Source organism: Escherichia sp. E4742, from assembly GCF_005843885.1.
GTDB lineage: Bacteria > Pseudomonadota > Gammaproteobacteria > Enterobacterales > Enterobacteriaceae > Escherichia.
Map to the genome: position 1 here is coordinate 2,996,508 of NZ_CP040443.1, position 24,982 is coordinate 3,021,489.

General features: G+C 52.7%; 20 protein-coding genes and 1 pseudogene. 14 read left to right on the top strand and 7 right to left on the bottom strand.

Annotated elements, in window-relative coordinates; genetic code table 11:
- The 6 genes and pseudogenes from ispH (at nt 1) to caiF (ending at nt 8,416) form a co-directional block, all read left to right on the top strand.
- Nucleotides 1-951: a 4-hydroxy-3-methylbut-2-enyl diphosphate reductase gene (ispH, locus tag FEM44_RS14640; RefSeq protein ID WP_001166403.1), complete on the top strand. Its 951-nt coding sequence runs from the start codon at nt 1-3 to the stop codon at nt 949-951.
- Nucleotides 952-1,016: 65 nt separating this feature from the next.
- Nucleotides 1,017-1,930: pseudogene (gene rihC, locus FEM44_RS14645) on the top strand (ribonucleoside hydrolase RihC).
- A gap of 166 nt (nt 1,931-2,096) precedes the next feature.
- A complete protein-coding gene (gene dapB, locus FEM44_RS14650) occupies nt 2,097-2,918 on the top strand; it encodes a 4-hydroxy-tetrahydrodipicolinate reductase (RefSeq protein WP_135523746.1) in 822 nt (273 codons plus the stop codon).
- Between the two features lie 455 nt (nt 2,919-3,373).
- Nucleotides 3,374-4,522, top strand: a complete 1,149-nt coding sequence (gene carA, locus FEM44_RS14655; protein ID WP_001589662.1) for a glutamine-hydrolyzing carbamoyl-phosphate synthase small subunit — start codon at nt 3,374-3,376, stop codon at nt 4,520-4,522.
- A 17-nt stretch (nt 4,523-4,539) separates the two neighbouring features.
- Nucleotides 4,540-7,761 (top strand): carbamoyl-phosphate synthase large subunit, encoded by a 3,222-nt coding sequence (carB, locus tag FEM44_RS14660; protein WP_130259612.1) that lies wholly within the window; start codon nt 4,540-4,542, stop codon nt 7,759-7,761.
- A 259-nt stretch (nt 7,762-8,020) separates the two neighbouring features.
- The gene (gene caiF / locus FEM44_RS14665; RefSeq protein WP_130204845.1) at nt 8,021-8,416 is read left to right on the top strand and encodes a carnitine metabolism transcriptional regulator CaiF; all 396 of its coding nucleotides are present in this window, start codon (nt 8,021-8,023) and stop codon (nt 8,414-8,416) included.
- Between the two features lie 118 nt (nt 8,417-8,534).
- On the opposite strand, the gene caiE is transcribed toward caiF, so the two are convergent.
- The 6 genes from caiE to caiT form a co-directional block, all read right to left on the bottom strand.
- A complete protein-coding gene (gene caiE / locus FEM44_RS14670) occupies nt 8,535-9,125 on the bottom strand; it encodes a carnitine operon protein CaiE (protein ID WP_135523747.1) in 591 nt (196 codons plus the stop codon).
- A gap of 5 nt (nt 9,126-9,130) precedes the next feature.
- The gene (caiD, locus tag FEM44_RS14675) at nt 9,131-9,916 is read right to left on the bottom strand and encodes a crotonobetainyl-CoA hydratase (protein WP_135523748.1); all 786 of its coding nucleotides are present in this window, start codon (nt 9,914-9,916) and stop codon (nt 9,131-9,133) included.
- Nucleotides 9,917-10,025: 109 nt separating this feature from the next.
- On the bottom strand, nt 10,026-11,579 hold the full coding sequence (gene caiC / locus FEM44_RS14680) for a crotonobetaine/carnitine-CoA ligase (protein ID WP_135523749.1): 1,554 nt from the start codon (nt 11,577-11,579) through the stop codon (nt 10,026-10,028).
- Between the two features lie 72 nt (nt 11,580-11,651).
- Nucleotides 11,652-12,869: an L-carnitine CoA-transferase gene (gene caiB, locus FEM44_RS14685; protein ID WP_135523750.1), complete on the bottom strand. Its 1,218-nt coding sequence runs from the start codon at nt 12,867-12,869 to the stop codon at nt 11,652-11,654.
- Between the two features lie 128 nt (nt 12,870-12,997).
- A complete protein-coding gene (caiA, locus tag FEM44_RS14690) occupies nt 12,998-14,140 on the bottom strand; it encodes a crotonobetainyl-CoA dehydrogenase (protein ID WP_130217474.1) in 1,143 nt (380 codons plus the stop codon).
- Nucleotides 14,141-14,170: 30 nt separating this feature from the next.
- Complete coding sequence (caiT, locus tag FEM44_RS14695; RefSeq protein WP_135523751.1) at nt 14,171-15,685, bottom strand: L-carnitine/gamma-butyrobetaine antiporter; 1,515 nt, start codon at nt 15,683-15,685, stop codon at nt 14,171-14,173.
- A gap of 472 nt (nt 15,686-16,157) precedes the next feature.
- Between caiT and FEM44_RS14700 the strand changes: the two genes are divergently transcribed.
- The 8 genes from FEM44_RS14700 (at nt 16,158) to folA (ending at nt 24,058) form a co-directional block, all read left to right on the top strand.
- A complete protein-coding gene (locus tag FEM44_RS14700; RefSeq protein ID WP_135523752.1) occupies nt 16,158-16,928 on the top strand; it encodes an electron transfer flavoprotein FixA in 771 nt (256 codons plus the stop codon).
- 14 nt (nt 16,929-16,942) lie between these two features.
- Nucleotides 16,943-17,884 (top strand): electron transfer flavoprotein subunit alpha/FixB family protein, encoded by a 942-nt coding sequence (locus FEM44_RS14705; protein ID WP_135523753.1) that lies wholly within the window; start codon nt 16,943-16,945, stop codon nt 17,882-17,884.
- A 50-nt stretch (nt 17,885-17,934) separates the two neighbouring features.
- Entirely contained in the window at nt 17,935-19,221 is a 1,287-nt protein-coding gene (locus tag FEM44_RS14710) for an FAD-dependent oxidoreductase (RefSeq protein WP_135523754.1), read from the top strand.
- Nucleotides 19,218-19,505: a ferredoxin-like protein FixX gene (gene fixX / locus FEM44_RS14715; RefSeq protein ID WP_000203741.1), complete on the top strand. Its 288-nt coding sequence runs from the start codon at nt 19,218-19,220 to the stop codon at nt 19,503-19,505. Before FEM44_RS14710 ends, fixX begins: the two co-directional genes overlap by 4 nt.
- 58 nt (nt 19,506-19,563) lie before the next feature.
- Nucleotides 19,564-20,895 (top strand): MFS transporter, encoded by a 1,332-nt coding sequence (locus FEM44_RS14720; protein WP_135523755.1) that lies wholly within the window; start codon nt 19,564-19,566, stop codon nt 20,893-20,895.
- Nucleotides 20,896-21,002: 107 nt separating this feature from the next.
- On the top strand, nt 21,003-21,533 hold the full coding sequence (gene kefF / locus FEM44_RS14725; protein WP_000600725.1) for a glutathione-regulated potassium-efflux system oxidoreductase KefF: 531 nt from the start codon (nt 21,003-21,005) through the stop codon (nt 21,531-21,533).
- On the top strand, nt 21,526-23,388 hold the full coding sequence (gene kefC / locus FEM44_RS14730) for a glutathione-regulated potassium-efflux system protein KefC (RefSeq protein ID WP_135523756.1): 1,863 nt from the start codon (nt 21,526-21,528) through the stop codon (nt 23,386-23,388). The genes kefF and kefC overlap by 8 nt, the downstream gene beginning before the upstream one ends.
- A 190-nt stretch (nt 23,389-23,578) precedes the next feature.
- On the top strand, nt 23,579-24,058 hold the full coding sequence (folA, locus tag FEM44_RS14735) for a type 3 dihydrofolate reductase (protein WP_130204869.1): 480 nt from the start codon (nt 23,579-23,581) through the stop codon (nt 24,056-24,058).
- Nucleotides 24,059-24,135: 77 nt separating this feature from the next.
- On the opposite strand, the gene apaH is transcribed toward folA, so the two are convergent.
- Nucleotides 24,136-24,978: a bis(5'-nucleosyl)-tetraphosphatase (symmetrical) ApaH gene (gene apaH / locus FEM44_RS14740; protein ID WP_130217458.1), complete on the bottom strand. Its 843-nt coding sequence runs from the start codon at nt 24,976-24,978 to the stop codon at nt 24,136-24,138.
- Between the last annotated feature and the right edge of the window lie 4 nt (nt 24,979-24,982).

Below are 24,982 nucleotides of genomic sequence, written 5' to 3' on the forward strand. Positions count from 1 at the left end.
ATGCAGATCCTGTTGGCCAACCCGCGTGGTTTTTGTGCCGGGGTAGACCGCGCTATCAGCATTGTTGAAAACGCGCTGGCCATTTACGGCGCACCGATTTATGTCCGTCACGAAGTGGTACATAACCGCTACGTGGTCGATAGCCTGCGCGAGCGTGGGGCTATCTTTATTGAGCAGATCAGCGAAGTGCCGGACGGCGCGATCCTGATTTTCTCCGCACATGGTGTTTCCCAGGCAGTCCGCAATGAAGCGAAAAGTCGCGATTTGACGGTATTTGACGCGACCTGTCCGCTGGTGACCAAAGTGCATATGGAAGTCGCGCGCGCCAGCCGTCGTGGCGAAGAGTCGATTCTCATCGGCCACGCCGGGCATCCGGAAGTGGAAGGTACGATGGGCCAGTACAGTAACCCGGAAGGGGGAATGTATCTGGTCGAATCGCCGGACGATGTGTGGAAACTGACGGTCAAAAACGAAGAGAAACTCTCCTTTATGACCCAGACCACGCTATCGGTGGATGACACGTCTGATGTCATCGACGCACTGCGTAAACGCTTCCCGAAAATTGTCGGTCCGCGCAAAGATGACATCTGCTACGCCACCACTAACCGTCAGGAAGCGGTACGCGCTCTGGCAGAACAGGCGGAAGTGGTACTGGTGGTAGGATCGAAAAACTCCTCCAACTCCAACCGTCTGGCGGAACTGGCCCAGCGTATGGGCAAGCGCGCGTTTTTGATTGACGATGCGACAGATATCCAGGAAGAGTGGGTGAAAGAGGCGAAATGCGTCGGTGTGACTGCTGGCGCATCAGCTCCGGATATTCTGGTACAGAACGTAGTCGCACGTTTACAGCAGCTTGGCGGTGGCGAAGCCATCCCGCTGGAAGGCCGTGAAGAAAACATCGTTTTCGAAGTGCCGAAAGAGTTGCGTGTCGATATTCGTGAAGTCGATTAAGTCATTAGCAGCCTAAGTTATGCGAAAATGCCGGTCTTGTTACCGGCATTTTTTATGGAGAAAACATGCGTTTACCTATTTTCCTCGATACTGACCCAGGCATTGACGATGCCGTCGCCATTGCCGCCGCGATTTTTGCCCCCGAGCTCGACCTGCAACTGATGACCACTGTCGCGGGTAATGTCTCGGTTGAGAAAACTACCCGCAACGCCCTGCAACTGCTGCATTTCTGGAATGCGGAGATTCCGCTTGCCCAGGGAGCCGCCGTGCCGCTGGTGCGCGCACCGCGTAACGCAGCATCTGTGCATGGTGAATCGGGAATGGCTGGCTACGACTTTGTCGAGCACAACAGAAGCCCACTGGACAAACCCGCATTTCTGGCGATTCGTGATGCCCTGCTGCGTGCGCCTGAGCCTGTTACTCTGGTAGCCATCGGCCCGTTAACCAATATTGCGCTGTTACTTTCACAATGCCCGGAATGCAAACCGCATATTCGCCGTCTGGTGATCATGGGGGGTCTGCCGGTCGCGGCAACTGCACACCAAACGCCGAGTTTAATATCGCTGCCGATCCTGAAGCGGCTGCATGTGTCTTCCGTAGTGGCATCGAAATCGTCATGTGCGGTCTGGATGTTACCAATCAGGCGGTGTTAACTCCTGATTATCTTGCTACATTGCCGGAGTTGAATCGCACCGGAAAAATGCTTCATGCACTGTTTAGCCACTACCGTAGCGGCAGTATGCAAAGCGGCCTGCGAATGCACGATCTCTGCGCTATCGCCTGGCTGGTGCGCCCGGACTTATTCACTCTCAAGCCGTGTTTTGTCGCGGTAGAAACGCAGGGCGAATTTACCTCAGGTACTACGGTTGTTGATATCGACGGTTGCTTGAGTAAACCTGCAAACGTGCAGGTGGCACTGGATCTGGATGTGAAAGGCTTCCAGCAGTGGGTGGCGGAAGTGCTGGCTCTGGCGTCGTAACCTGTCACATGTTATCGGCATGCAGTCATTCATTGACTCATGCCTTTCACTGATATCCCTCCCTGTTTATCATTAATTTCTAATTATCAGCGTTTTTGGCTGGCGGCGTAGCGATGCGCTGGTTACTCTGAAAACGGTCTATGCAAATTAACAAAAGAGAATAGCTATGCATGATGCAAACATCCGCGTTGCCATCGCGGGAGCCGGGGGGCGTATGGGCCGCCAGTTGATTCAGGCGGCGCTGGCATTAGAAGGCGTGCAGCTGGGCGCGGCGCTGGAGCGCGAAGGATCTTCTTTACTGGGCAGCGATGCTGGTGAACTGGCCGGAGTCGGAAAAACAGGCGTTACCGTGCAAAGCAGCCTCGACGCGGTAAAAGATGATTTTGATGTGTTTATCGATTTTACCCGTCCGGAAGGTACGCTGAACCATCTCGCTTTTTGTCGCCAGCATGGCAAAGGGATGGTGATTGGTACAACGGGTTTTGATGACGCTGGCAAACAAGCGATTCGTGACGCTGCCACAGATATTGCGATTGTCTTTGCCGCCAATTTTAGCGTTGGCGTTAACGTCATGCTTAAGCTGCTGGAGAAAGCCACTCAGGTAATGGGTGACTACACTGACATCGAAATTATCGAAGCACATCATCGACATAAAGTGGATGCGCCGTCAGGCACTGCGCTGGCAATGGGGGAGGCGATTGCCCACGCTCTTGATAAAGACCTGAAAGATTGCGCGGTCTACAGTCGTGAAGGCCATACTGGTGAACGTGTCCCTGGCACCATTGGTTTTGCCACTGTACGTGCGGGTGACATCGTGGGTGAACATACCGCCATGTTTGCCGATATCGGCGAACGTCTGGAGATTACCCATAAGGCGTCCAGCCGCATGACATTTGCTAACGGTGCGGTAAGATCGGCATTGTGGCTAAATGGCAAGGAAAGTGGTCTTTTTGATATGCGAGATGTCCTTGAACTCAATAGATTATAACCACAAAACATTTGTATTGATGCAAAAATAACACATTTAATATATTGATTATAAAGGGCTTTAATTTTTAGCCCTTTTATTTTTCTTGTTTCGTTTGTTGGTAATTAAAAAATGGCTAAAAACTAAAGTTTAGTTGCCTGTTTTTGTTGTTTTAATGTAAATTTTGACCATCTGGTCCACTTTTTTCTAAGGATTTTGGTTTTGTGCAATCTTCTTGCTGCGCAAGCGTTTTCCAGAACTGGTTAGATGATCTTTTTGTCGGTTAATGCGATTAAAACATACATGAGCCATAAAATAACATAAAAAATCCCGCCATTAAGTTGACTTTTAGCGCACTTATATCCAGAATGCCGCCGTTTGCCAGAAATTCGTCGGTAAGCAGATTTGCATTGATTTACGTCATCACTGTGAATTAATATGCAAATAAAGTGAGTGAATATTCTCTGGAGGGTGTTTTGATTAAGTCAGCGCTATTGGTTCTGGAAGACGGAACCCAGTTTCACGGTCGGGCCATAGGGGCAACAGGTTCGGCGGTTGGGGAAGTCGTTTTCAATACTTCAATGACCGGTTATCAAGAAATCCTCACTGATCCTTCCTATTCTCGTCAAATCGTTACTCTTACTTATCCCCATATTGGCAATGTCGGCACTAATGACGCCGATGAAGAATCCTCTCAGGTACATGCACAAGGTCTGGTGATTCGCGACCTGCCGCTGATTGCCAGCAACTTCCGCAACACCGAAGACCTCTCTTCTTACCTGAAGCGCCATAACATCGTGGCGATTGCCGATATCGACACCCGTAAGCTGACGCGTTTACTGCGCGAGAAAGGCGCACAGAATGGCTGCATTATCGCGGGCGATAACCCGGATGCGGCGCTGGCATTAGAAAAAGCCCGCGCGTTCCCAGGCCTCAATGGTATGGATCTGGCAAAAGAAGTGACTACCGCAGAAGCCTATAGCTGGACACAAGGGAGCTGGACGCTGACCGGCGGCCTGCCAGAAGCGAAAAAAGAAGACGAGCTGCCGTTCCACGTCGTGGCTTACGATTTTGGTGCCAAGCGCAACATCCTGCGGATGCTGGTGGACAGAGGCTGTCGCCTGACCATCGTTCCGGCGCAAACATCTGCTGAAGATGTGCTGAAAATGAATCCGGACGGCATCTTCCTCTCCAACGGTCCTGGCGACCCGGCCCCGTGTGATTACGCCATTACCGCCATCCAGAAATTCCTCGAAACCGACATCCCGGTATTCGGCATCTGCCTCGGCCATCAGCTGCTGGCGCTGGCGAGCGGTGCGAAGACCATCAAAATGAAATTTGGTCACCACGGCGGCAACCATCCGGTTAAAGATGTGGAGAAAAACGTGGTGATGATCACCGCCCAGAACCACGGTTTTGCGGTGGACGAAGCAACATTACCTGCAAACCTGCGTGTTACACATAAATCCCTGTTCGACGGTACGTTACAGGGGATTCATCGCACCGATAAACCGGCGTTCAGCTTCCAGGGGCATCCTGAAGCCAGCCCAGGTCCACACGACGCAGCGCCGTTGTTCGACCACTTTATCGAGTTAATTGAGCAGTACCGTAAAACCGCTAAGTAATCAGGAGTAAAAGAGCCATGCCAAAACGTACAGATATAAAAAGTATCCTGATTCTGGGTGCGGGCCCGATTGTTATCGGTCAGGCGTGTGAGTTTGATTACTCTGGCGCGCAAGCATGTAAAGCCCTGCGCGAAGAAGGTTACCGCGTCATTCTGGTGAACTCCAACCCAGCGACCATCATGACCGACCCGGAAATGGCTGATGCGACCTACATCGAGCCGATTCACTGGGAAGTGGTACGCAAGATTATTGAAAAAGAGCGCCCGGACGCAGTGCTGCCAACGATGGGCGGTCAGACGGCGTTGAACTGCGCGCTGGAGCTTGAGCGTCAGGGCGTGCTGGAAGAGTTCGGCGTCACCATGATTGGTGCCACTGCCGATGCGATTGATAAAGCAGAAGATCGCCGCCGTTTCGACGTAGCGATGAAGAAAATCGGTCTGGAAACTGCACGTTCCGGTATTGCACACACGATGGAAGAAGCGCTGGCGGTTGCCGCTGACGTGGGCTTCCCGTGTATTATTCGCCCATCCTTTACCATGGGCGGTAGCGGTGGCGGTATCGCTTATAACCGCGAAGAGTTTGAAGAAATCTGCGCCCGCGGTCTGGATCTCTCCCCAACCAAAGAGCTGCTGATTGATGAGTCGCTGATCGGCTGGAAAGAGTACGAGATGGAAGTGGTGCGTGATAAAAACGACAACTGCATCATCGTCTGCTCTATCGAAAACTTCGATGCAATGGGCATCCACACCGGTGACTCCATCACTGTCGCGCCAGCCCAAACGCTGACTGACAAAGAATATCAAATCATGCGTAACGCCTCGATGGCGGTACTGCGTGAAATCGGCGTTGAAACCGGCGGTTCCAACGTTCAGTTTGCGGTGAACCCGAAAAACGGTCGTCTGATTGTTATCGAAATGAACCCGCGCGTGTCGCGTTCTTCGGCGCTGGCGTCGAAAGCGACCGGCTTCCCGATTGCTAAAGTGGCGGCAAAACTGGCGGTGGGTTACACCCTCGACGAGCTGATGAACGACATCACCGGCGGGCGTACTCCGGCCTCCTTTGAGCCGTCCATCGACTACGTGGTCACCAAAATTCCTCGCTTCAACTTCGAGAAATTCGCTGGTGCGAACGACCGTCTGACCACTCAGATGAAATCGGTTGGCGAAGTGATGGCGATTGGTCGCACGCAGCAGGAGTCCCTGCAAAAAGCGCTGCGCGGCCTGGAAGTCGGTGCGACTGGCTTTGACCCGAAAGTCAGCCTCGATGACCCGGAAGCGCTGACCAAAATCCGCCGCGAACTGAAAGATGCAGGCGCAGAGCGTATCTGGTATATCGCCGATGCCTTCCGTGCGGGCCTGTCTGTAGACGGCGTCTTTAACCTGACCAACATTGACCGCTGGTTCCTGGTACAGATTGAAGAGCTGGTACGTCTGGAAGAGAAAGTGGCAGAAGTGGGCATCACTGGCCTGAACGCTGACTTCCTGCGCCAGCTGAAACGCAAAGGCTTTGCCGATGCGCGTCTGGCAAAACTGGCAGGTGTACGCGAAGCGGAAATCCGCAAGCTGCGCGATCAGTATGATCTGCACCCGGTTTACAAGCGCGTGGATACCTGTGCGGCAGAATTTGCCACCGACACCGCTTACATGTACTCCACTTATGAAGAAGAGTGCGAAGCAAATCCGTCTACCGACCGTGAAAAAATCATGGTGCTCGGCGGCGGCCCGAACCGTATCGGTCAGGGTATCGAATTCGACTACTGCTGCGTACACGCCTCACTGGCGCTGCGCGAAGACGGTTACGAAACCATTATGGTTAACTGTAACCCGGAAACCGTCTCCACCGACTACGACACTTCAGACCGTCTCTACTTCGAGCCGGTAACCCTGGAAGATGTGCTGGAAATTGTGCGTATTGAGAAGCCGAAAGGCGTTATCGTTCAGTACGGCGGTCAGACCCCGCTGAAACTGGCGCGCGCACTGGAAGCCGCTGGTGTACCGGTTATCGGCACCAGCCCGGATGCTATCGACCGTGCGGAAGACCGTGAACGTTTCCAGCATGCGGTTGACCGTCTGAAACTGAAACAACCGGCGAACGCCACCGTTACCGCTATTGAAATGGCGGTTGAGAAGGCAAAAGAGATTGGCTACCCGCTGGTGGTGCGCCCGTCTTACGTTCTCGGTGGTCGGGCGATGGAAATCGTCTACGACGAAGCCGACCTGCGCCGCTACTTCCAGACGGCGGTGAGCGTGTCTAACGATGCGCCAGTGCTGTTGGATCACTTCCTGGATGACGCGGTAGAAGTTGACGTGGACGCCATCTGCGACGGCGAAATGGTGCTCATTGGCGGCATTATGGAGCATATTGAGCAGGCGGGTGTGCACTCCGGCGACTCCGCATGTTCTCTGCCAGCGTACACCTTAAGTCAGGAAATTCAGGATGTGATGCGCCAGCAGGTGCAGAAACTGGCCTTCGAATTGCAGGTGCGCGGCCTGATGAACGTGCAGTTTGCGGTGAAAAACAACGAAGTCTACCTGATTGAAGTTAACCCTCGTGCGGCGCGTACCGTCCCGTTCGTTTCCAAAGCCACCGGTGTACCACTGGCAAAAGTGGCGGCGCGTGTGATGGCTGGCAAATCGCTGGCTGAGCAGGGCGTAACCAAAGAAGTTATCCCGCCGTACTACTCGGTGAAAGAAGTGGTGCTGCCGTTCAACAAATTCCCCGGCGTTGACCCGCTGTTAGGGCCAGAAATGCGCTCTACCGGGGAAGTGATGGGTGTCGGTCGCACCTTCGCTGAAGCATTTGCCAAAGCGCAGCTGGGCAGTAACTCCACCATGAAGAAACAAGGCCGTGCGCTGCTCTCCGTGCGCGAAGGCGATAAAGAACGTGTGGTGGACCTGGCGGCAAAACTGCTGAAACAGGGCTTCGAGCTGGATGCGACCCACGGCACGGCGATTGTGCTGGGCGAAGCGGGCATTAATCCGCGTCTGGTGAACAAGGTGCATGAAGGTCGTCCGCACATTCAGGACCGTATCAAGAATGGCGAATATACCTACATCATCAACACCACGTCAGGTCGTCGCGCGATTGAAGACTCCCGCGTGATTCGTCGCAGCGCGCTGCAATATAAAGTGCATTACGACACCACCCTGAACGGCGGTTTCGCTACCGCGATGGCGCTGAATGCCGATGCGACCGAAAAAGTTATTTCGGTGCAGGAAATGCACGCGCAGATCAAATAATAGCGTGTTATGGCAGATATTTTTTATCCGCCAATTTGATCTAATAACTAATACGGTTCTCTGATGAGAACCGTTTTTTTACCTGTAAGACAAAACTTTGTTGGAATTCATATTTTTGATGGCGTAAGCAGGATTTTGCTCACACTAATCCTTCGCTAGGTTGCATACTATCGATATATCCACAATTTTAATATGGCCTTGTTTAATTGCTGCAAAACGAGTCATAGCCAGTCTTTTAATTTGTGAAACTGGAGTTCGTATGTGTGAAGGATGTGTTGAAAAACCACTCTATTTGTTAATCGCCGAATGGATGATGGCTGAAAACCGGTGGGTGATAGCAAGAGAGATCTCTATTCATTTCGATATTGAACACAGCAAGGCGGTTAATACCCTGACTTATATTCTGTCGGAAGTCGCAGAAATAAGCTGCGAAGTTAAGATGATCCCTAATAAGCTGGAAGGGCGGGGATGCCAGTGCCAGCGACTGGTAAAAGTGGTCGATATCGATGAGCAAATTTACGCGCGCCTGCGCAATAACAGCCGGGATAAATTAGTCGGCGTAAGAAAGACGCCGCGTATTCCTGCCGTTCCGCTCACGGAACTTAACCGCGAGCAGAAGTGGCAGATGATGTTGTCAAAGAGTATGCGTCGTTAATGTCATTTCGTTGATACCGTGCGACCTGGTCGCCGGATGCGATGCTGGCGCATCTTATCCGGCCTACGGTTGCTCTCCAGCCGGGTTGGATAAGGCGTTTATGCCGCATCCGATGATGTTACCGTTTCGGCGCTACATCCGTCGTCCCCTGCAAACGGGGGCGATTTTCCTCCGTTTGCCTCAACGGTTGCGTTTCATGTAACGCTGCATGGCTGCGACCGACCAGATCCTGATACTCTTTGGTATTCAAGCGTTTCCAGTGTAACTCGTCGTCACTAACACTGCGTACAGCGCGGGCTGGCGTGCCCATCAACAACTGGCGTTTCTCGCCGCTAAAGCCCGCTTTGACAAAGCTCATAGCGGCAACAATGCTCTCTTCGCCAATGACTGCGCCATCCATGATCACGCTGTTCATCCCAACCAATGCATCACGACCGATCACACAGCCATGCAGGATAGCGCCATGACCGATATGACCGTTTTCCCCGACAATGGTGTCAGTATCGCTGTAGCCGTGCATGATGCAGCCGTCCTGAATATTGGCTCCCGCTTGCACGATCAGTCGCCCGTAATCACCACGCAGAGAGGCGAGGGGGCCGATGTAGACTCCGGCCCCCACAATCACATCGCCAATCAATACTGCACTGGGATGGACAAACGCCGTCGGGTGAACCACCGGAATTAATCCCTCAAAGGCGTAATAGCTCACGGTTGTTAACGCCCTTTCCACACCGGATCGCGCTTCTCGGCAAACGCCAGCGGCCCTTCAATAGCATCTTCCGAATGCAGAACCGATGGGTAGTGTTTCAACACGCCGCTGCGAATATAGCGATATGCCTCTTCGACCGGCATCTCGCTGGTGGTGCGATAGATCTCTTTCAGCGCCGCAATCGCCAGCGGGGCGCTGTTAACCAGCTGCTGCGCCAGTTCGCGGGCGTTATCCATCAGTTCGGTCTGTCTAACCACGCGGTTGACTACCCCCCAACGCAGCGCCTCTTCTGCGCCCATTCGTCTGCCAGTCATCACCATTTCATTGACGATGGCAGGCGGCAGGATCTTCGGCAGACGCAGCACACCGCCGCTGTCCGGGACAATACCCAGTTTTGCTTCCGGCAGGGCGAAGCTGGCGTTCTCGGCACAAACAATAAAATCTGCCGCCAGCGCCAGTTCAAAGCCGCCGCCAAAGGCGTAGCCGTTCACGGCCGCGATGACCGGTTTATCCAGATTGAAAATTTCGGTTAATCCAGCAAATCCGCCTGGTCCGAAATCTGCATCCGGCGCTTCACCTTCTGCTGCTGCTTTTAAATCCCAGCCTGCGGAAAAGAATTTCTCTCCGGCTCCGGTAATAATGGCGACACGTAATTGCGGATCGTCACGGAAATTTAGAAATACTTCGCCCATCTCAAAGCTGGTTTTTGCATCAATAGCATTGGCTTTGGGACGATCAAGGGTAATTTCCAGAATTGATCCATTGCGGGTCAGATGTAATGATTCACTCATTCCTTTTCTCCATTTTTACTTTTTCAGGGACGACAACAGCCCTGCAAAAAAATGCATATTATTTTAGAGCGTGATTATTGTCTGACAGGATAATTTCCTGCCATTATGTTTATTTCAGATTCTTTCTGATTATTTTCCCCGAGCAATTACGCGGCAGATCTTTTCTGATCTCCAGATAAGAGGGCACTTTAAATTTCGCCATATTCTGTTCGCAAAAGTAGAAGAATTCCTCTTCGCTCAATATTTCACCTTCATTCAGCACCACAAACGCTTTAATGGCTTCATCGCGAATAGAATCTTTAATACCAACAACCACAATGTCCTGAATTTTCGGATGGGCGGAGATAATATTTTCCAGCTCCACGCAGGAGACATTCTCCCCACCGCGTTTAATCATATTGCAGCGACGATCGACGAAGTAAAAAAAGCCCTCTTCGTCGCGGTATCCTGTATCGCCAGTATGCAGCCAGCCATCGGCTTCCAGGACTCTGGCTGTGGCTTGCGGGTTGAGAAAGTACTCTTTGAAGATGGTTTTTCCTGGTTCGCCTTTAATGCAAATTTCGCCGATCTCTCCCGCCGGGAGCGGACGATTGTGATCGTCGCGGATCTCCGCTTCGTAGCAAAACCCTGCACGACCAATCGACGGCCAGCGACGCTTATCGCCGGGGCGATCGCCGATAATGCCGACGATGGTTTCCGTCATCCCATAAGAGGTCAGCAAGCGAACGCCGAAGCGTTCACAAAAGGCGTCTTTTTCCTGCTCCGACAGGTTGAGATAAAACATCACTTCCCGCAGACAGTGTTGCCGATCGTTCGTAGAAGGCGGCTGCACCATCAACGTACGGATCATCATCGGAATACATTCGGTGACGGTGGCACGGTACTTCTGTACCTGTTCCCAGAAGGCGCGGGCGCTGTATTTCTCGACCAGCACAAAGGTGGCTCCGGCAGAAAACGCCGCCATCGCCGCAGTACACTGGCAGTCGATATGAAACGCAGGCATCACCGTCAGGTAGACGTCATCGTCACGCAGGGCGCACTGCCAGGCGGAGTAATATCCGGCGAAGCGCAGATTGTAATGGGTAATCACCACCCCTTTCGGTCGGGAGGTGGTGCCGGAGGTAAAGAGAATTTCCGCCGTATCGTCGGTCGATAGCGGCGGTGCATAGCACAAGGTGGCAGGTTGTTGATTTTTCAGTTGAGTAAACGAACTCACGCCATCATCAGCGGGAAGCTCCACATCTGTCAGGCAAATGTGCCGCAACTGCGTGGCATCTTCCTGCTGAATCTGTTGATACATGGGATAGAATTGCGAACTGGTCACCAGCAGGCACGCCTGGCTATTTTGCAGGATCCACACGCTTTCTTCGCGTAACAGGCGGGCGTTAATCGGCACCATAATTGCGCCAATTTTTGCCAGCCCGAACCAGCAAAAGATAAATTCCGGGCAGTTGTCGAGATGTAGAGCAACCTTGTCGCCTTTGCGAATTCCCAGGGTATAAAACAGGTTTGCCGTGCGGTTAATTTCCTGATTTAACTCAAGATAACTATACCGGTTAACGACTCCGCCGCTGGATTCACAAATCAGCGCCGTTTTATGACCGTAAACGTCCGCCAGATCGTCCCACATTTGACGTAGATGTTGTCCGCCAATGATATCCATTGCACCTCTATCCATTTTGTTCGTTTGTTATTGGGCGGGCGCTAGTCAGGCAAGCCGACTGGCGCCACGCGTTTAGTCCTCAACTTTGGCCAGACCTTTGCTGACCAACTCCTGAATGTCGTTTTCGCTGTAGCCGATAGTTTTCAAAATGGCAGCCGTGTCCATGCCGTGCGATGGCATTCCGCGCCAGATTTGGCCTGGGTTATTTTTGAATTTCGGCATCACGTTTGGCCCTTTGCAGGTGCGACCATCCATCGTTTGCCATTGGGTGATGGATTCACGAGCGACGTACTGTGGATTGCTTTCCAGTTCCGGTACGGTCAGCACTTTGGCGCAGGCGATATTCAGTTCGGCAAAGCGTTCTTTAACTTCTGCGATGGTATGTGCCGCCAGCCAGGCATCGAGTTTCTCTTCAACCAGCGGGCCGTAAGGGCATTCGATACGGTGGATAAGCTGAGTGCCTTCCGGGATTTCCGGCGTACCAAGCAGATGCGCAAGGCCAATATCTTTAAAGCACTCTGCGATCTGAGTAATACCCACCAGTTCCATCACGATGTAGCCGTCGGCGCATTTGTACAGACCGCAACCGGCGTAGTAGGGATCTTTCCCTTTGGTCATACGCGGGCACATTTCGCCGCCGTTGAAGTAATCCATCATGAAGTACTGACCCATGCGCAGCATCACTTCATACATGGCGATGTCGATGCTTTCGCCTTTTCCGGTTTCGCGCACTTTATACAGTGCCGCCAGCGCCGCCGTGGTGGCGGTCAGGCCGGAGAAGTAGTCAGCGGTATAGGGGAAGGCAGGCATTGGCTGGTCAACATCACCGTTCTGAATCAGGTAACCACTGAAGGCCTGGGCGATGGTGTTATAGGCCGGAAGGTTGGTGTACTCCTCGGTGCCGTACTGACCAAAACCGGACAAGTGAGCGATAACCAGTTTCGGGTTGTGCTGCCACAGGACGTCATCAGTAATGCCACGGCGGGCAAAGGCTGGGCCTTTACTGGCTTCGATGAAGATATCGGTGGTTTCCATTAATTTCAGAAACGCTTCGCGACCTTCATCTTTGAAGATATTTAACGACAGGGCGTGCAAATTGCGGCGGGAAAGCTGCGGGTAGTTCGGTTGAACGCGAATGGTGTCGGCCCAGGCGACGTTTTCGATCCAGATAACTTCCGCGCCCCATTCTGCGAACATTTGCCCGGCGAACGGCCCGGCGATTTCGATACCGGAGAAGACAACGCGCAATCCGGCCAGCGGCCCGAATTTAGGCATGGGTAGATGATCCATTATTAGCTCCTGAAAAATTTATGTAGCGCATGACTGCCGGATGCGGCGTAAACGCCTTATCCGGCCTACATTCGTGCTCCCGTAGGCCTGATAAGACGCGACAGCGTCGCATCAGGCAGCGCACGGACTTAGCGGTATTGCTTCAGCACCGCACGACCCAGCGTCAGGATCTGCATTTCGTCAGATCCCCCGGAGACGCGGTCTACACGTAGATCACGCCAGAAGCGGCTGATGCGGTGGTTGCCCGCAATCCCGACACCGCCCAGCACCTGCATTGCGCTATCCACCACTTCAAATGCCGCATTGGCGCAGAAGTATTTGCACATCGCAGCATCGCCAGAGGTGATGGTGCCGTTGTCTGCTTTCCACGCTGCTTCATACAGCATGTTTTTCATGGAGTTTAATTTGATCGCCATGTGGGCGAATTTTTCCTGAATCAACTGGAAACGACCAATTGCCTCGCCAAACTGCACACGTTGGTTGGCGTAGCGCGCCGCATCTTCAAAGGCGCACATCGCCGTACCATAGTTGGTCAGGGCTACCAGGAAACGTTCATGGTCGAACTCTTCTTTGACGCGGTTAAAGCCGTTACCTTCCCGACCGAACATGTCTTTCTCGTCCAGTTCCACGTCGTCAAAGGTGATTTCACAGCAGCTATCCATACGCAGACCGAGCTTTTCAAGTTTGGTCACTTTGATGCCCGGTTTGCTCATATCAACAAACCATTCGGTGTAGACAGGTTTGTCCGGAGAAGCCCCGTCGCGCGCCATCACCACGATGTACGGGGTGTAGGCGCTGCTGGTAATAAAACACTTACTACCATTAAGATAAATCTTACCATCTCTACGGGTATAAGTCGTTTTCAGGCTACCTACGTCAGAGCCTGCCCCCGGTTCAGTAATCGCCGAGTTCCACATCTGCTTACCCGTGCCACGGAACGCCATAATCTTGTCGATCTGCTCTTGTGTGCCTTCACGCAGGATGGTGTTAAACCCGCCCGGCAACTGATATAGCACGTAGGTTGGTGCCCCCAAACGACCCAGTTCCATCCACACGGCGGCGAGGGTAACAAACCCCGCATCCAGACCACCGTGCTCTTCCGGGATCAGCAGGCTGTCGATATCCATATCCGCCAGTGCTTTGACAAAACGTTCCGGGTAGACGCTGTCACGATCGCACTCGGCAAAATAGGCCTCCCAGTTTTCGCTGGCCATCAGTTCGCGGATACCAGCGACAAACAGTTCCTGCTCATCATTTAAATTAAAATCCATCTTTCAACCTCTTGATATTTTGGGGGTTAATTAATCTTTCCAGTTCTGTTTCGCGTCTTTAATAAAGGAGAGCGTCACCATAATGTTGACGAAGAACAGCGGGCATCCTCCGGCGATAATGGCGGTTTGAATCGGTTTCAGGCCGCCGAGCGCCAGCAGAACAATACCGATAATGCCAACCAACACTGACCAGCCGATACGCACCAGCAGTGGCGGTTCTTCACCGTCGCGCACTTCGCGACAGGTGGACATCGCCAGGGTGTAAGAGCAGGCGTTAATCAGGGTAACGGTGGCAATAAAGCAGAGAATGAAGAAGCCCCACATGGTGGCAGTGCTGAGCGGCAGAGCGGCCCAGGTTTCGATGATGGCGCGCGCCACACCGTACTGTTCGATCAGGTTTGGAATGTTGATGATGTTTTTATCCATCAACAGCAGAGTGTTACTGCCGAGCACGGTCCACAGGATCCAGGTGGATGCTGTCAGCCCCATCACCATACCGAAGCACAGTTCACGCACGGTACGACCACGGGAAATACGCGCCAGGAAGATACTCATCTGGATGGCGTAAATTACCCACCATGCCCAGTAGAACACGGTCCAGCCCTGCGGGAAGCCGCCTTTGCCAACGGCATCGGTATAGAACAACATGCGCGGCAGATACATCAGCAACATCCCCACCGAGTCGGTGAAGTAGTTCATGATGAAGCTGGCGCCGCTGACGATGAATACCCAGCCAAGCATCAGGAAACTCAAATAGCTGCGCACATCGCTGGCGATTTTTACCCCTTTTTGCAGACCACAGGCTACGCAGATAGCGTTGAGGATGATCCAGCAGGTAATGATGATAGCGTCCAGTTGCAGGGTATGCGGAATACCAAACAGATACTGCATACACTCGGTCACCAGCGGTGTGGCAAGGCCCAGACTGGTACCCATTGCGAAGATCAGCGCCACCAGATAGAAGTTATCGACGATAGTGCCAAACAAGCCTTTGGCATGTTTTTCACCTACCAGTGGCACCAGAGTGGAGCTGGGGCGAATCACATCCATTTTGCGGACAAAGAAGAAGTACGCGAAGGCGACGGAAAGGAAGCTGTAAGTGGCCCACGGTAGCGGTCCCCAGTGGAACAAACTGTAGGCCAGTCCCAGTTCTTTCGCGCCAGTAGAGTTTGGCGCTAAAGCAAATGGCGGCGTGGAGATGTAGTAGTAGATCTCAATCGACCCCCAGAACAGTACGGCGGCAGACGTACAGGAGGCGAACATCATAAAGATCCAACTGGCGGTGCTGAACTCAGGGGGTTCGTTACCTAAACGCTTTTTGGCATACGGGCCAAATACCAGCCAGAACCAACCGAAAAGCATCACCACCATATACCATTCAAATGCCCATCCCCATACATTGGTGACGTAACTGAATACAGCATTAATAACGACATTCGCCGCATCCAGATCTCTGACTGTAAGCCAACAAAGTATGCCAACGATTATTAATGGCGGAAAGAACACCTTCGGTTCTATTCCCGTTTTTCTCTTTTCTTTTGTCATGAGTTAATTCCACTGTAAAAATAAATATTTATTTGGCGTTCCCGTTTGTTTTATTTTTGTTAACATTTAATATAATTATTATTAACCTCGTGGACGCGTTAATGGCTAACTCATAATGGGTATTCAACTGGCTGCATTCTGTGATGATTATCACGTTTTGTTATTGGTTGAAAATAGCGGATTTAGATGTTGATAATCATTGTTAATCAATGAGATATTGATATTTATGAGTAAAAAAACAGCAGCTGACTTTCAATATTGGTGATCTATAAAACAATATTGAAAATTTCTTTTTTCTACGCCGTGTTTTCAATATTGGTGAGGAACTTAACAATATTGAAAGTTGGATTTATCTGCGTGTGACATTTTCAATATTGGTGATTAAAGTTTTATTCCCGAATTAAAGGACGTGATATCTGTAATTAACACCACCGATATGAACGACGTTTCCTTCATGATTTCTGGAGATGCAATGAAGATTATTACTTGCTATAAGTGCGTGCCTGATGAACAGGATATTGCGATCAATAATGCTGATGGTTCATTAGATCTCAGCAAAGCCGATGCGAAAATAAGTCAATACGATCTCAACGCTATTGAAGCGGCTTGCCAGTTAAAACAGCAGGCGGCAGAGGCGCAGGTGACGGCCTTAAGTGTGGGCGGTAAAGCCCTGACCAACGCCAAAGGGCGTAAAGATGTGCTATCGCGCGGCCCGGATGAACTGATTGTGGTGATTGATGACCAGTTCGAGCAGGCACTGCCGCAACAAACGGCGACTGCACTGGCTGCCGCGGCGCAGAAAGCTGGCTTTGATCTGATCCTGTGCGGCGACGGTTCTTCTGACCTTTATGCCCAGCAGGTTAGTCTGCTGGTGGGCGAAATCCTCAATATTCCGGCAGTAAACGGCGTCAGCAAAATTATCTCCCTGACGGCAGATACCCTCACCGTTGAGCGCGAACTGGAAGATGAAACAGAAACCTTAAGCATTCCGCTGCCTGCGGTTGTTGCTGTTTCTACTGATATCAATTCCCCACAAATTCCTTCGATGAAAGCCATTCTCGGCGCGGCGAAAAAGCCAGTCCAGGTATGGTCGGCGGCGGATATCGGCTTTAACACCGTGGAAGCCTGGTCTGAACAACAGGTTGCCGCACCGAAACAGCGCGAGCGTCAGCGCATCGTGATTGAAGGCGACGGCGAAGAACAGATCGCCGCATTTGCTGAAAATCTTCGCAAAGTCATTTAATTACAGGGGATGCTATGAACACGTTTTCTCAAGTCTGGGTATTCAGCGATACCCCTTCTCGTCTGCCGGAACTAATGAACGGTGCGCAGGCTTTAGCTAATCAAATCAATGCCTTTGTCCTCCATGATGCCGATGGCGTACAGGCAATCCAGCTCGGCGCTAATCATGTCTGGAAATTAAGCGGCAAACCGGACGATCGGATGATCGAAGATTACGCCGGTGTCATGGCTGACACTATTCGCCAGCACGGCGCAGACGGCCTGGTACTGCTGCCAAACACCCGTCGCGGCAAATTACTGGCGGCAAAACTGGGTTATCGCCTTAAAGCGGCGGTGTCTAACGATGCCAGCACCGTCAGCGTACAGGATGGTAAAGCGACAGTGAAACACATGGTTTACGGTGGTCTGGCGATTGGCGAAGAACGCATTGCCACGCCGTATGCGGTACTGACCATCAGCAGCGGCACGTTCGATGCGGCTCAGCCGGACGCGTCACGCACTGGCGAAACGCACACCGTTGAGTGGCAGGCTCCGGCTGTGGCGGTTACCCGCACGGCAACACAGGCGCGCCAGAGCAACAGCGTCGATCTCGACAAAGCCCGCTTGGTGGTCAGCGTCGGTCGCGGCATTGGCAGCAAAGAGAACATTGCGCTGGCAGAACAGCTTTGCAAGGCGATAGGTGCGGAGTTGGCCTGTTCTCGTCCGGTGGCGGAAAACGAAAAATGGATGGAGCACGAACGCTATGTCGGTATCTCCAACCTGATGTTGAAACCTGAACTGTACCTGGCGGTGGGCATCTCCGGGCAGATCCAGCACATGGTTGGCGCTAACGCGTCGCAAACCATTTTCGCCATCAACAAAGATAAAAATGCGCCGATCTTCCAGTACGCGGATTACGGCATTGTTGGCGACGCCGTGAAGATCCTTCCGGCACTGACCGCAGCTTTAGCGCGTTGATCCACTCTGGCAGGGCTGCATTTCGGCCCTGCCGCTGACAGGGAGCTCTTATGTCCGAAGATATCTTTGACGCCATCATCGTCGGTGCAGGGCTTGCCGGTTCGGTTGCCGCACTGGTGCTCGCCCGCGAAGGGGCGCAAGTGTTAGTTATCGAGCGTGGCAATTCCGCAGGTGCCAAGAACGTCACCGGCGGGCGTCTCTATGCCCACAGTCTGGAACACATTATTCCAGGTTTCGCCGAATCCGCCCCCGTAGAACGCCTGATTACCCATGAAAAACTCGCGTTTATGACGGAAAAGTCAGCGATGACCATGGACTACTGTAATGGTGACGAAACCTCGCCATCCCAGCGTTCTTACTCCGTTTTGCGCAGTAAATTTGATGCCTGGCTGATGGAGCAGGCCGAAGAAGCGGGCGCGCAGTTAATTACCGGGATTCGCGTCGATAACCTCGTACAGCGCGATGGCAACGTTGTCGGCGTAGAAGCCGATGGTGATGTGATTGAAGCGAAAACGGTGATTCTTGCCGACGGGGTGAACTCCATCCTTGCCGAAAAGCTGGGGATGGCAAAACGCGTTAAACCGACGGATGTGGCGGTTGGCGTGAAGGAACTGATCGAGTTACCGAAGTCGGTTATCGAAGACCGTTTTCAGTTGCAGGGTAATCAGGGCGCGGCTTGCCTGTTTGCGGGTTCCCCCACTGATGGCCTGATGGGCGGCGGCTTCCTTTATACCAATGAAAATACCCTGTCGCTGGGGCTGGTTTGTGGTCTGCATCATCTGCATGACGCGAAAAAATCCGTGCCGCAAATGCTGGAAGATTTCAAACAGCATCCGGCAGTTGCACCGCTGATCGCGGGCGGCAAGCTGGTGGAATATTCCGCTCACGTAGTGCCGGAAGCAGGCATCAACATGCTGCCGGAGCTGGTCGGTGACGGCGTATTGATTGCCGGTGATGCCGCCGGAATGTGTATGAACCTCGGTTTTACCATTCGCGGTATGGATCTGGCGATTGCCGCCGGAGAAGCAGCAGCAAAAACCGTGCTTTCAGCGATGAAAAGCGACGATTTCAGTAAGCAGAAACTGGCGGAATATCGTCAGCATCTGGAGAGTGGCCCGCTGCGCGATATGCGCATGTACCAAAAACTACCAGCGTTCCTTGATAACCCACGCATGTTTAGCGGCTACCCGGAACTGGCGGTGGGCGTGGCGCGTGACCTGTTCACCATTGACGGCAGCGCGCCGGAACTGATGCGCAAGAAAATCCTCCGCCACGGCAAGAAAGTGGGCTTCATCAATCTGATCAAGGATGGCATGAAAGGAGTGACCGTTTTATGACTTCTCCCGTCAATGTGGACGTCAAACTGGGCGTCAATAAATTCAATGTCGATGAAGAGCATCCGCACATTGTTGTGAAGGCCGATGCCGATAAACAGGCGCTGGAGCTGCTGGTGAAAGCGTGCCCCGCAGGTCTGTACAAGAAGCAGGATGATGGCAGTGTGCGCTTCGATTACGCCGGATGTCTGGAGTGCGGCACCTGTCGCATTCTGGGGCTGGGGTCGGCGCTGGAACAGTGGGAATACCCGCGCGGCACCTTTGGTGTGGAGTTCCGTTACGGCTGATGTTGGTTTGATACGTAACGCCGTACTGACTCTCATTGCAAAAAAACAGGAATAACCCATGCAACCGTCCAGAAACTTTGACGATCTTAAATTTTCCTCTATTCACCGCCGCATTTTGCTGTGGGGAAGCGGTGGTCCGTTTCTGGATGGTTATGTACTGGTAATGATTGGCGTGGCGCTGGAGCAACTGACTCCGGCACTGAAACTGGATGCAGACTGGATTGGCTTGCTGGGCGCGGGAACGCTCGCTGGGCTGTTCGTTGGCACATCGCTGTTTGGCTATATTTCCGATAAAGTCGGACGGCGCAAAATGTTCCTCATTGATATCATCGCCATCGGTGTGATATCGGTGGCGACGATGTTTGTCTCATCCCCCGTCGAACTATTGGTGATGCGGGTACTCATCGGCATTGTTATCGGTGCGGATTATCCCATCGCCACCTCAATGATCACCGAGTTCTCCAGTACCCGTCAGCGGGCGTTCTCCATCAGCTTTATTGCCGCCATGTGGTATGTCGGTGCGACCTGCGCCGATCTGGTCGGCTACTGGCTTTATGATGTGGAAGGTGGTTGGCGCTGGATGTTGGGTAGCGCGGCGATCCCGTGTTTGTTGATTTTGATTGGTCGATTCGAACTGCCTGAATCTCCCCGCTGGCTGCTACGCAAAGGGCGAGTAAAAGAGTGCGAAGAGATGATGATCAAACTGTTTGGCGAACCGGTGGCTTTCGATGAAGAGCAGCCACAGCAAACCCGTTTTCGCGATCTGTTTAACCGTCGCCATTTTCCGTTTGTTCTGTTTGTTGCTGCCATCTGGACTTGCCAGGTGATCCCAATGTTCGCCATTTACACCTTTGGTCCGCAAATCGTTGGTCTTTTGGGGCTGGGCGTCGGCAAAAATGCGGCGCTGGGAAATGTGGTGATTAGCCTGTTCTTTATGCTCGGCTGTATTCCGCCGATGCTGTGGCTAAACACTGCCGGACGGCGTCCATTGTTGATTGGCAGCTTTGCCATGATGACGCTGGCGCTAGCGGTTTTGGGGCTGATCCCGGATATGGGGATTTGGCTGGTGGTGATGGCGTTCGCGGTGTATGCCTTTTTCTCTGGCGGGCCAGGCAATTTGCAGTGGCTCTATCCTAATGAACTCTTCCCGACGGATATCCGCGCTTCTGCCGTGGGCGTGATTATGTCCTTAAGCCGTATTGGCACTATTATTTCGACCTGGGCACTGCCGATCTTTATCAATAATTACGGTATCAGTAACACGATGCTAATGGGGGCGGGTATCTCGCTGTTTGGCTTGTTGATTTCCGTAGCGTTTGCCCCGGAAACCCGTGGGATGTCACTGGCGCAGACCAGCAATATGACGATTCGTAGGCAGCGAGCGGGGTAATTTATTCAGATTTCTCTCTTTTCTGAATCAATATTATTGACTATAAGCCGCGTGAATATGTGACTACACTTTGTGGGAAAACAAAGGCGTAATTACGCAGGCTAACTATGATTCTTATAATTTATGCGCATCCGTATCCGCATCATTCCCATGCGAATAAACGGATGCTTGAACAGGCAAGGACGCTGGAAGGCGTCGAAATTCGCTCTCTTTATCAACTCTATCCTGACTTCAATATCGACATTGCCGCCGAGCAGGAGGCGCTGTCTCGCGCCGATCTGATCGTCTGGCAGCACCCGATGCAGTGGTACAGCATTCCACCGCTCCTTAAACTTTGGATCGATAAAGTTTTCTCCCACGGCTGGGCTTACGGTCACGGCGGCACGGCGCTGCACGGCAAACATTTGCTGTGGGCGGTGACGACCGGCGGCGGGGAAAGCCATTTTGAGATTGGCGCGCATCCGGGCTTTGATGTGCTGTCGCAGCCGCTCCAGGCGACGGCAATCTACTGCGGGCTGAACTGGCTGCCACCGTTTGCCATGCACTGCACCTTTATTTGTGACGACGAAACCCTCGAAGGGCAGGCGCGTCACTATAAACAACGTCTGCTGGAATGGCAGGAGGCACATCATGGATAGTCATACGCTGATTCAGGCGCTGATTTATCTTGGTTCGGCGGCGCTGATTGTACCCATTGCGGTACGTCTTGGTCTGGGATCGGTACTTGGCTACCTGATCGCTGGCTGCATTATTGGTCCGTGGGGGCTGCGACTGGTGACCGATGCCGAATCTATTCTGCACTTTGCTGAAATAGGCGTGGTGCTGATGCTGTTTATTATCGGCCTCGAACTCGATCCACAAAGGCTATGGAAGCTGCGTGCGGCGGTGTTCGGCGGTGGCGCATTGCAGATGGTGATTTGCGGCGGCCTGCTGGGGCTGTTCTGCATGTTACTTGGGCTGCGCTGGCAGGTCGCGGAATTGATCGGCATGACGCTGGCGCTCTCATCAACGGCAATTGCCATGCAGGCGATGAATGAGCGCAATCTGATGATGACGCAGATGGGCCGCAGTGCCTTTGCGGTGCTGCTGTTCCAGGATATCGCGGCGATCCCGCTGGTGGCGATGATCCCGCTACTGGCGGCGAGCAGTGCCTCAACGACGATGGGCGCATTTGCCCTGTCGGCGTTAAAAGTGGCGGGCGCGCTGGTGCTGGTAGTACTGCTGGGGCGCTATGTCACGCGTCCGGCGCTGCGTTTTGTTGCCCGCTCTGGCTTGCGGGAAGTGTTCAGCGCCGTAGCTTTATTCCTCGTGTTTGGCTTTGGTTTGCTGCTGGAAGAGGTTGGCTTGTCGATGGCGATGGGCGCGTTTCTGGCGGGCGTACTGCTGGCAAGCTCGGAATATCGTCATGCGCTGGAAAGCGATATCGAACCATTTAAAGGTTTGCTACTGGGGCTGTTTTTCATCGGCGTTGGCATGTCGATAGACTTTGGCACGCTGCTTGAAAATCCGTTGCGCATTGTTATTTTGCTGCTTGGTTTCCTCATCATCAAAATCGCCATGCTGTGGCTGATTGCCCGACCGTTGCAGGTGCCAAATAAACAGCGTCGCTGGTTTGCGGTGTTATTAGGGCAGGGCAGTGAGTTTGCCTTTGTGGTATTTGGTGCGGCGCAGATGGCGAATGTGCTGGAGCCAGAGTGGGCGAAATCGCTGACCCTGGCGGTGGCGCTGTCGATGGCGGCAACGCCGATTCTGTTGGTGATCCTCAATCGCCTTGAGCAATCTGGCTCTGAAGAAGCGCGCGAAGCCGATGAGATTGACGAAGAACAGCCACGGGTAATCATTGCCGGATTTGGACGTTTTGGGCAGATCACCGGACGTTTACTGCTCTCCAGCGGGGTGAAAATGGTGGTGCTCGATCACGACCCGGACCATATCGAAACGCTGCGTAAATTTGGTATGAAAGTGTTTTATGGCGATGCCACGCGGATGGATTTACTGGAATCTGCGGGAGCGGCGAAAGCGGAAGTGCTGATTAACGCCATCGACGATCCGCAAACTAATCTGCAACTGACGGAGATGGTGAAAGAACATTTCCCGCATTTGCAGATTATTGCCCGCGCCCGCGATGTCGACCACTACATCCGTTTGCGCCAGGCAGGTGTTGAAAAGCCGGAGCGTGAAACCTTTGAAGGTGCGCTGAAAACCGGGCGTCTGGCGCTGGAAAGTTTAGGTCTGGGGCCGTATGAAGCGCGAGAACGCGCCGATGTGTTCCGCCGCTTTAATATTCAGATGGTGGAAGAGATGGCAATGGTTGAGAACGATACCAAAGCCCGCGCGGCGGTCTATAAACGCACCAGCGCGATGTTAAGCGAGATCATCACCGAGGACCGGGAACATCTGTCACTCATCCAACGGCATGGCTGGCAGGGTACTGAAGAGGGGAAACATACCGGTAATATGGCGGATGAACCGGAAACGAAACCCTTATCCTAATAAAGAGTGACGTAAATCACGCTTTACAGCTAACTATTTGTTTTTATTTCATTGTAATGCGGCGAGTCCACGAACAGATTATGGACTCGCCAGCAAAATAAAAATTTTCCTCAACATCATCCTCTCGCCAGTCGACGAAGGTTTACGCTTTACGTATAGTGACGACAATTTTTTTTATCGGGAAATTTCAATGATCAGTTTGATTGCGGCGCTAGCGGTAGATCGCGTTATCGGCATGGAAAACGCCATGCCCTGGAATCTGCCTGCCGATCTCGCCTGGTTTAAACGTAACACCTTAAATAAACCTGTGATTATGGGCCGCCATACTTGGGAATCCATCGGCCGCCCGCTACCTGGACGCAAGAATATTGTCATCAGCAGCCAGCCGGGTACGGACGATCGCGTAACGTGGGTGAAATCGGTTGATGAAGCCATTGCGGCGTGTGGTGACGTACCAGAAATTATGGTGATTGGCGGCGGTCGCGTTTATGAGCAGTTCCTGCCGAAAGCGCAAAAACTGTATCTGACGCATATCGATGCAGAAGTGGAAGGCGACACCCATTTCCCGGATTACGAGCCGGATGACTGGGAATCGGTATTCAGCGAATTCCACGACGCCGACGCGCAGAACTCTCATAGCTATTGCTTTGAGATTCTGGAACGACGGTAAGTTTGTATAGAATTAACGGCTAGTGCCGGATGCGACGCCGGTCGCGTCTTATCCGGCCTCCCTGTATCAGGTTGTGTTTAAGACGCCGCCGCTTCGCCCATATCTTTATGCCGGTTCGACGGCTGGACAAAATACTGTTTATCTTCCCAGCGCAGGCAGGTTAATGTCCCGCCCCAGCAGCATCCGGTATCCAGCGCGTAAATACCTTCCGGCGTGCCTTTTCCTTCCAGCGATGCCCAGTGACCAAAGGCGATGCTGTACTCTTCAGCGACAGGGCCAGGAATCGCAAACCACGGTTTCAGCGGGGCAGGGGCTTCTTCCGGCGATTCTTTGCTGTACATATCCAGTTGACCGTTTGGAAAGCAAAAGCGCATACGGGTAAAGGCGTTGGTGATAAAACGTAATCGCGCCAGACCTCGCAAATCTGGTGACCAGTTGTTCGGCATATCGCCGTACATGGCATCGAGGAAGAAAGGATAAGAGTCGCTTGACAGTACCGCTTCTACGTCACGTGCGCACTCTTTCGCGGTCGGTAAGTCCCACTGCGGCGTGATCCCCGCGTGGGCCATCACCAGCTTTTTCTCTTCATCGATTTGCAACAAAGGCTGACGACGTAGCCAGTTAAGCAGTTCGTCGGCATCAGGCGCTTCCAGTAGCGGCGTGAGACGATCTTTTGGTTTGTTGCGGCTTATGCCTGAAAATACTGCCAGCAGATGCAGATCGTGATTGCCCAGCACCAGACGTACGCTGTCGCCTAAGGATTTCACATAGCGCAGAACATCAAGCGAACCAGGACCGCGTGCAACCAGATCGCCCGTCAGCCAGAGGGTATCTTTCCCAGGGGTAAATTCCACTTTATGCAGCAATGCGATCAGTTCATCGTAACAACCATGAACGTCGCCAATAAGGTATGTCGCCATATTA

Excerpts from the sequence above, each read along its gene's own strand:
- carB (WP_130259612.1), top strand. The coding sequence starts at position 4,540 with ATGCCAAAACGTACAGATATAAAAAGTATCCTGATTCTGGGTGCGGGC.
- folA (WP_130204869.1), top strand. The coding sequence starts at position 23,579 with ATGATCAGTTTGATTGCGGCGCTAGCGGTAGATCGCGTTATCGGCATG.
- FEM44_RS14700 (WP_135523752.1), top strand. The coding sequence starts at position 16,158 with ATGAAGATTATTACTTGCTATAAGTGCGTGCCTGATGAACAGGATATT.
- caiC (WP_135523749.1), bottom strand. The coding sequence starts at position 11,579 with ATGGATATCATTGGCGGACAACATCTACGTCAAATGTGGGACGATCTG.
- kefC (WP_135523756.1), top strand. The coding sequence starts at position 21,526 with ATGGATAGTCATACGCTGATTCAGGCGCTGATTTATCTTGGTTCGGCG.
- ispH (WP_001166403.1), top strand. The coding sequence starts at position 1 with ATGCAGATCCTGTTGGCCAACCCGCGTGGTTTTTGTGCCGGGGTAGAC.
- FEM44_RS14710 (WP_135523754.1), top strand. The coding sequence starts at position 17,935 with ATGTCCGAAGATATCTTTGACGCCATCATCGTCGGTGCAGGGCTTGCC.
- fixX (WP_000203741.1), top strand. The coding sequence starts at position 19,218 with ATGACTTCTCCCGTCAATGTGGACGTCAAACTGGGCGTCAATAAATTC.
- caiD (WP_135523748.1), bottom strand. The coding sequence starts at position 9,916 with ATGAGTGAATCATTACATCTGACCCGCAATGGATCAATTCTGGAAATT.
- FEM44_RS14720 (WP_135523755.1), top strand. The coding sequence starts at position 19,564 with ATGCAACCGTCCAGAAACTTTGACGATCTTAAATTTTCCTCTATTCAC.
- kefF (WP_000600725.1), top strand. The coding sequence starts at position 21,003 with ATGATTCTTATAATTTATGCGCATCCGTATCCGCATCATTCCCATGCG.
- caiB (WP_135523750.1), bottom strand. The coding sequence starts at position 12,869 with ATGGATCATCTACCCATGCCTAAATTCGGGCCGCTGGCCGGATTGCGC.
- dapB (WP_135523746.1), top strand. The coding sequence starts at position 2,097 with ATGCATGATGCAAACATCCGCGTTGCCATCGCGGGAGCCGGGGGGCGT.
- FEM44_RS14705 (WP_135523753.1), top strand. The coding sequence starts at position 16,943 with ATGAACACGTTTTCTCAAGTCTGGGTATTCAGCGATACCCCTTCTCGT.
- caiA (WP_130217474.1), bottom strand. The coding sequence starts at position 14,140 with ATGGATTTTAATTTAAATGATGAGCAGGAACTGTTTGTCGCTGGTATC.
- caiF (WP_130204845.1), top strand. The coding sequence starts at position 8,021 with ATGTGTGAAGGATGTGTTGAAAAACCACTCTATTTGTTAATCGCCGAA.
- caiT (WP_135523751.1), bottom strand. The coding sequence starts at position 15,685 with ATGACAAAAGAAAAGAGAAAAACGGGAATAGAACCGAAGGTGTTCTTT.
- apaH (WP_130217458.1), bottom strand. The coding sequence starts at position 24,978 with ATGGCGACATACCTTATTGGCGACGTTCATGGTTGTTACGATGAACTG.